This is a genomic window from Clostridium psychrophilum, from assembly GCF_018861705.1.
GTDB classification, from domain to species: domain Bacteria; phylum Bacillota; class Clostridia; order Clostridiales; family Clostridiaceae; genus Clostridium_AD; species Clostridium_AD psychrophilum.
In genome coordinates, this window is sequence record NZ_JAHLEC010000023.1 from 42,315 (window position 1) to 49,124 (window position 6,810).

The 6,810-nt window shown below is 29.2% G+C and carries 7 protein-coding genes; all 7 read right to left on the reverse strand.

The genetic code is table 11. From position 1 onward, the window contains the following. A complete protein-coding gene (gene dxr, locus KPL38_RS07370) occupies positions 1-1,161 on the reverse strand; it encodes a 1-deoxy-D-xylulose-5-phosphate reductoisomerase (protein ID WP_216288501.1) in 1,161 nt (386 codons plus the stop codon). Positions 1,162-1,731: 570 nt separating this feature from the next. Further along, positions 1,732-2,538, reverse strand: a complete 807-nt coding sequence (locus KPL38_RS07375) for a phosphatidate cytidylyltransferase (RefSeq protein WP_216288502.1) — start codon at positions 2,536-2,538, stop codon at positions 1,732-1,734. An 11-nt stretch (positions 2,539-2,549) separates the two neighbouring features. Continuing rightward, positions 2,550-3,254 (reverse strand): undecaprenyl pyrophosphate synthase, encoded by a 705-nt coding sequence (gene uppS, locus KPL38_RS07380; RefSeq protein ID WP_246577860.1) that lies wholly within the window; start codon positions 3,252-3,254, stop codon positions 2,550-2,552. Between the two features lie 144 nt (positions 3,255-3,398). Beyond that, on the reverse strand, positions 3,399-3,956 hold the full coding sequence (gene frr, locus KPL38_RS07385) for a ribosome recycling factor (RefSeq protein WP_216288503.1): 558 nt from the start codon (positions 3,954-3,956) through the stop codon (positions 3,399-3,401). Positions 3,957-3,979: 23 nt separating this feature from the next. Then, positions 3,980-4,699, reverse strand: coding sequence for a UMP kinase (pyrH, locus tag KPL38_RS07390; RefSeq protein ID WP_216288504.1), 720 nt, complete (start codon positions 4,697-4,699; stop codon positions 3,980-3,982). An 87-nt stretch (positions 4,700-4,786) separates the two neighbouring features. Continuing rightward, positions 4,787-5,707: a translation elongation factor Ts gene (gene tsf / locus KPL38_RS07395; RefSeq protein ID WP_216288505.1), complete on the reverse strand. Its 921-nt coding sequence runs from the start codon at positions 5,705-5,707 to the stop codon at positions 4,787-4,789. A 120-nt stretch (positions 5,708-5,827) separates the two neighbouring features. After that, positions 5,828-6,529 (reverse strand): 30S ribosomal protein S2, encoded by a 702-nt coding sequence (rpsB, locus tag KPL38_RS07400; protein ID WP_216288506.1) that lies wholly within the window; start codon positions 6,527-6,529, stop codon positions 5,828-5,830. Positions 6,530-6,810 lie beyond the last annotated feature (281 nt).

Consider the following 6,810-nt stretch of genomic DNA (forward strand, 5'->3'; position numbering starts at 1 on the left):
CTATTTTTTATCATAACTATTTTTTACATATTCTTTAACCATTAAGTCAATTGCTAAAATTTCTTCTAAATTTGGATTAGCATTGTGTTCGAATTTACCCATACATTCTTCTACAATATCCTCTATTTGAAGATATTTGATTTTGTAGTCTAAAAAAAGTTCAACAGCTGCTTCATTCGCTGAATTCATAATAGCAGGCATATTTCCGCCCATTTTTCCTGCCATAAATGCTAATTTAAGACATTTGAACGTATTCATATCCGGTTTATCAAAAGTCAAATTACCCATATTATAAAAATCTAGTTCTTTAATAACAGTTTTAATTCTTTGGGGATAGTTTATAGCATACTGAATGGGGAGTCTCATGTCAGTAGAACTCATCTGTGCTATTACACTCCCATCTATATACTCAACCATAGAATGTATTATACTTTGGGGATGAACTACCACCTGAATATTTTCATAATCAATGCCAAACAACCAATGTGCCTCTATAACTTCTAGTCCTTTATTCATAAGTGTTGATGAATCAACTGATATCTTTTTACCCATATTCCATTTAGGGTGTTTAATAGCCTCTTCAGGTTTTATGTCTATTAGTTGTTGTCTGCATTTGCCTCTAAATGGGCCACCTGATGCAGTTATTATTAATTTGTTAACTGTTTCTAATTTATTACCTTGTAAACATTGAAAAATAGCACCATGTTCTGAATCAACAGGTAAAATATTTACATGATGTTCTCTAGCCGCATCAATAACTAGTTTACCTGCTGCAACTAGTGTTTCTTTATTCGCTAAAGCAATATCTTTTCCTGCATTAATAGCTTTCATAGTAGGAACCAAACCTATCATACCTACAACTGAAGTTACAACAATATCAACTTCCGGTATTGTGCTTATATAATTTAATCCATCTAACCCCTGCAAAATTTCAATTGTATATTTTTTTGAGCTACAATATTTTTTAAGCTTTATTGAAGCACCCATATCCATCATTGCAACATATTTTGGATTAAATTCATCAATTATTGGTATGATTTTTTCCCAATTAATATTAGCGGATATGCCAACAATAGTAAAATTATCAATATCTTTTCGAATAACATCTAAAGTTTGAGTTCCTATGGACCCAGTAGCTCCTAAAATAGTAAGTTTCTTCACGTATATCTCTCCATTCATTTAAAACTATGTTTTATAATTTATATGTTAATAAAATTAGTATTACTACAAAATAGCTTCACAAAGAATTATATCCAATAATACCATAAATTAACTTAATAATCATAATATATTTTTCGAATTTAAATGCCTAATAAAGTTTTATAATAATAAACAGAGCAAGATTATTATTCATTTCTACATTTTATTTAAACCTTTCACTCACATTTATTAATAATTTTTTTAGTTACTAATTCTTCTACAGAATATAATATATCATATTTGTATATTAAAATAAAGCAAGTAATACTATCGGTGATTATATAGCTATATTATTAAATTTAGAATGTTATTTTATATTAAATTCAATATTAATATTATTATATTCAATAATTAATACATATATTAGTACATAATATGATTTAATCATTGCTTCAAATTACTTTATCTAACAATAAAATCATATATTGTCATGAATGCCAATCTACAATTGATTGTTTTATTTACATTCTACACAATATATGATTTTTTACCCCACATATTATAAATAAGTTTATTGTTTTTTTATCTTAATTATAATTTCATTATAAATGTAATATAATAAAATGCAACTACAGACACAAATAAAATACTATCAAATCGGTCCAAAATTCCACCATGACCAGGTATAAGACTCGAGTAATCTTTGGCTCCAACAAATCGCTTTATTGATGACGCAATTAAATCTCCAAATTGTCCAAAAATACCGCAAAGTACACCAATTATAGAATAATGATATAACTTTATAGGCACACCATATCTTGATATAACATATCCATAAATTGTGCATCCTATAATGCTCCCCAGGAGCCCACCAATTGATCCCTCAATTGTTTTGTTAGGGCTTACTTTAGGACATAGTTTATGCTTACCACCTTTTCCTAAAATTCTTCCACAATAGTAAGCTGCCGTATCACAACCCCATGAACAAATAAATATAATCCATACTAAGTATTCACCATAGCTTTTATTATTTATAAATACTATAAAACTAAAAAATACTGCTACATATAAAAATCCAAATATAGTAAGAGCAATATCTACGAAATTATAACTTGTATAAATAACAGGAATACATAATAATAATAACGTTACTGCTATTAAAATATATATATTAAAACTTAATAAAAAATCATTGCCCATATTTAGATAATATACTATGCATAATATATATCCTACAATTCCAATAGGCTTATAATGTTTTTTTCTAGAAACCTTATAAAACTCATACATCCCCAGAAGTGAAAGCACCATAACAATATATTTTAAGTAATCTCCTCCTAAAAATATAAATATTATTAATGGAGCTAAAACAAGTGCTCCTATATATCTATTATTCATAATTTTCTCCCCTATTTAACCTTTCCAAATCTTCTATCTCTTTTTTGATAATCTGATATTGCAAGTTTCAACTCTTTTTCATGAAAATCCGGCCAATTAATATTTGAAAACCAAAATTCAGAATATGCGCTCTGCCACAATAAAAAATTACTTAATCGCAATTCTCCACTTGGTCTAATTATTAAATCTGGATCTGGCATATCTCTAGTATACATATAATTTGAAAATATATCCTCAGTTATTTTATCTTCTGATATTTTCCCACTATTTAAATCTAAACAAATTTCTTTTACAGCGTCTACTATTTCATTTCTTCCACCATAATTTAAAGCTAAATTTAAAGTTAATCCCTTATTATTTCTTGTTTTTTCATAAGCATTGTCTAATTCGACTCTGCATATCTTTGGTAATTTAGATATATCGCCTATAGAATTAATTACAACATCATTAGCATTTAATTCTTCAATCTCGCTTTTCAAGTAATCTACTAACAATTTCATTAAAGAATTGACTTCTTTTAAAGGCCTCTTCCAGTTTTCAGTTGAGAATGCATATAGTGTTAAATATTCAACTCCCAATTTGTTTGATTCTTTTACAATTCTTCTAATTGCCTCTACACCTGCTTTATGCCCAAGCGCTCTGGGCAAATTATGTTCTTTAGCCCATCTACCATTTCCATCCATTATTATTGCAATGTGTCTAGGTATTTTGGACATATCTAAATCATAATCATTACTTATTTCTTCATTTTTTTTTAAAAAAGCGAATAATTTTTTCAATAAAATTCCCTCCTTTTTTCTAACTGCGTTATAATTTTAAATAGAACCTGCAGTTATGCAGGTTCTATTTAAAATTATATACTAAACTGACATTATTTCTTTTTCCTTATTATCAATTAATTTATCTAACTCTTTAATAAATTTATCTGTTTCCTTTTGTGTAATGTTTTCAGCGTCTTTAGCTTCATCTTCAGTGATTTTGCTACTTTTTTTCAAGCCCTTAATTTTATCATTAGCATCTCGCCTTATAGATCTTACAGCTACTTTAGCTTCTTCTCCCGTTTTTTTCACTACTTTAATCAAGTTTTTTCTTGTTTCTTCAGTAAGTTCAGGAATAATTAGTCTAATAACTGATCCATCACTAGACGGATTTAATCCTAAATCAGATTTCAATATAGCCTTTTCAATGTCCTTGACTGTAGATTTATCCCATGGCTGAATTAATAATACTCTAGGTTCAGGTGACGAAATATTTGCTACTTGACTTAATGGTACAAGACTTCCATAACTTTCAACACGAATTCTATCTAGCATTGAAGAATTTGCTCTTCCTGCTTTCAAACTTGAAAGCTCATGTTTTAAAACAGTAATGGACTTATTCATTTTTTCATCAGCGATACTAATAATTTCTTTAATCATAGAATTTCCTCCATTTATAGTGATTATTTAGTTGAAGCAGATACTAAAGTACCAATTTTTTCTCCTAAAATTGCTTTTTTGATATTTTCAGGTTTATCCAGTCCAAAAACTAATATTGGTATATTATTGTCCATACATAATGATGTAGCCGTAGAATCCATAACTTGAAGCTCTTTTTCAAGTACATTAAGGTAACTAAGATGATCAAATTTTTTTGCATCTTTATACTTGTGAGGATCTTTATCGTAAACTCCGTCCACTTTTTTAGCAAGTAAAATTACTTCAGCCTCTATTTCTGCCGCCCTAAGTGCTGCAGCTGTATCTGTTGAAAAATATGGATTACCAGTTCCAGCTGCAAATATAACAACTCTACCCTTCTCTAAATGTCTCATTGCTTTTCTTCTTATAAAAGGTTCTGCTACTGCCTTCATTTCAATGGCAGTTTGTACTCTAGTATTTACGCCTATATTTTCTAAAGAATCTTGAAGTGCTAAAGCATTAATGCAAGTTGCCATCATTCCCATATAATCTGCAGTAGTCCTATCCATGCCTTCGCCGCTTCTACCACGCCATATATTTCCACCACCAACAACTATTCCTATTTCAACACCTAATTCAACCATTTCTTTTATTTGATGTGCTATTACATTTGTAATTTCAAAATCTATTCCAAATCCTTTTTCACCAGCTAAAGCTTCTCCAGAAATCTTTAACATAATTCTTTTATATTTAGCAACCTCCATAAACATTATACCTCCTGAATTAAAGCAATACTATTTTAAAGTATTGCTTATTTTAAAAAAGAGAACACCTAGTGTTCTCTTTAATTATTATTTGCCTTGAACTTGTCTTTGAACTTCTTCAGCAAAATTTTCTTCCTTCTTTTGTATTCCCTCTCCTCTTTCAAATCTTACATATCTTGTTACTTTTATGTCAGCACCAAGTTTTTTGGATTCTTCTTGAAGATATTTTTTAATAGTATAGTCAGAATTTTTAACCCATATTTGTTCAAGCAAACAAACTTCTTTAAAATATTTGTTAACTCTACCCAAAACCATTTTTTCAACGATTTTTTCAGGTTTGCCTTCATTTATTGCTTGAATTCTATATATTTCTTTTTCTTTTTCTAAGGTTTCATTATCAACACAAGTATTGTCTAAGAATAAGGGACTAGCAGCTGCAATCTGCATTGCAATATCTTTAGCTACTTTAATTAACACATCATCCTGTTTTTCACAAGATAATTCTACTAAAACGCCTATTCTTCCACCAGCATGAACATAGCTTTGAACTATACCTTTTTCAATTGAAAACCTTTGAAATCTTCTTACAGACATGTTCTCACCTAATTTTGCTATTAAAGCTGTAACAGCATCATTAATAGTCATAGCTGCATCAGCTATGTATTTTTCACTAACTAATTGCTCAATAGTTGTAGAACTCGTTTGAACTGCTTGAATTGCTATGTTCTTTGCTAAAGTAATAAAATCTTCATTATCAGCTACAAAATCTGTTTCACAATTAACTTCAACAACAGATCCAACTTTCATATTCTCTGAAATATATGTGCAGACTAATCCTTCTGCAGCTATCCTTCCAGATTTTTTAGCAGCAGCTGCTAAACCTTTTTCTCTTAAAAGTTCAACTGATTTTTCCATGTCACCATCCGTTTCACTAAGAGCTCTTTTACAGTTCATCATTCCGGCACCAGTTTTTTCTCTTAACTCTTTAACCATGCTTGCAGTAATCATTATTATTTCCTCCTATTCCTATCTAACTTAAAAGGTAAATGAAAGAATTAACTTCCACCTACCCCTTAACTTTCCTACCAATAATCATCTTATTATTTAATTAGATAAATATAGTTACTATTATTCTGATAATTGTTCTCCCTGTTTTCCTTCTATAATAGCATCAGCTAATCTTTCAGTTATTAACTTAACTGCTCTTATAGCATCATCATTTCCTGGAATTACATAATCGACTTCATCTGGGTCACAGTTTGTATCAACTATTGCAACTACAGGAATTCCAAGAATTTTAGCTTCAGAAATTGCATTTTTTTCTTTTCTTGGATCTACAACAAATATAGCTCCAATTTTATTTGCATCCATGTTTCTAATTCCGCCTAAATTCTTTTCTAATTTTTCTCTTTCGTTTTTAAGATGACTTACTTCTTTTTTAGGAAGAACTTCAAAAATCCCGTCTTCTTCCATTTTATATAATTCTTCTAATCTCATTATTCTTGTTTTAATTGTTTTAAAGTTAGTTAACATTCCACCTAACCATCTATTATTTACAAAATGCATTCCTGCTCTTACAGATTCAAATTTAATAGCTTCTTGAGCTTGCTTTTTTGTTCCTACAAATAAGACGTCCTTACCTTCTTCAGATACAGATTTAATAAAGTCATATGCCTCATCGATTTTTCTTACTGTCTTTTGTAAATCGATAATGTATATCCCGTTTCTTTCTGTAAATATGTATGGTGCCATTTTAGGATTCCATCTTCTAGTTTGATGTCCGAAGTGAACACCTGCCTCTAATAATTGTTTCATTGAAATAACTGCCATTAATAATAACCTCCTTGGTTTTTACCTCCATTACCATCATCTTACTGAAGCCCAAATATAGGGACCCTTCCATAATTAAGTAATGTGTGTATTTTCTCACGTGTGTAGTATATCACAAAGTAATAATGTATTCAACAAAAAATATTATAAAATAATACATTTTTATAAAAACCTCAATTGCAAAAGTAAATTCCACCCCAATACATAAAACAGTGGAAGTTAGTCTTACAAATTAAAAGGTAGATTTTACCTTTACAAATTATTATAATAATATTAGATAT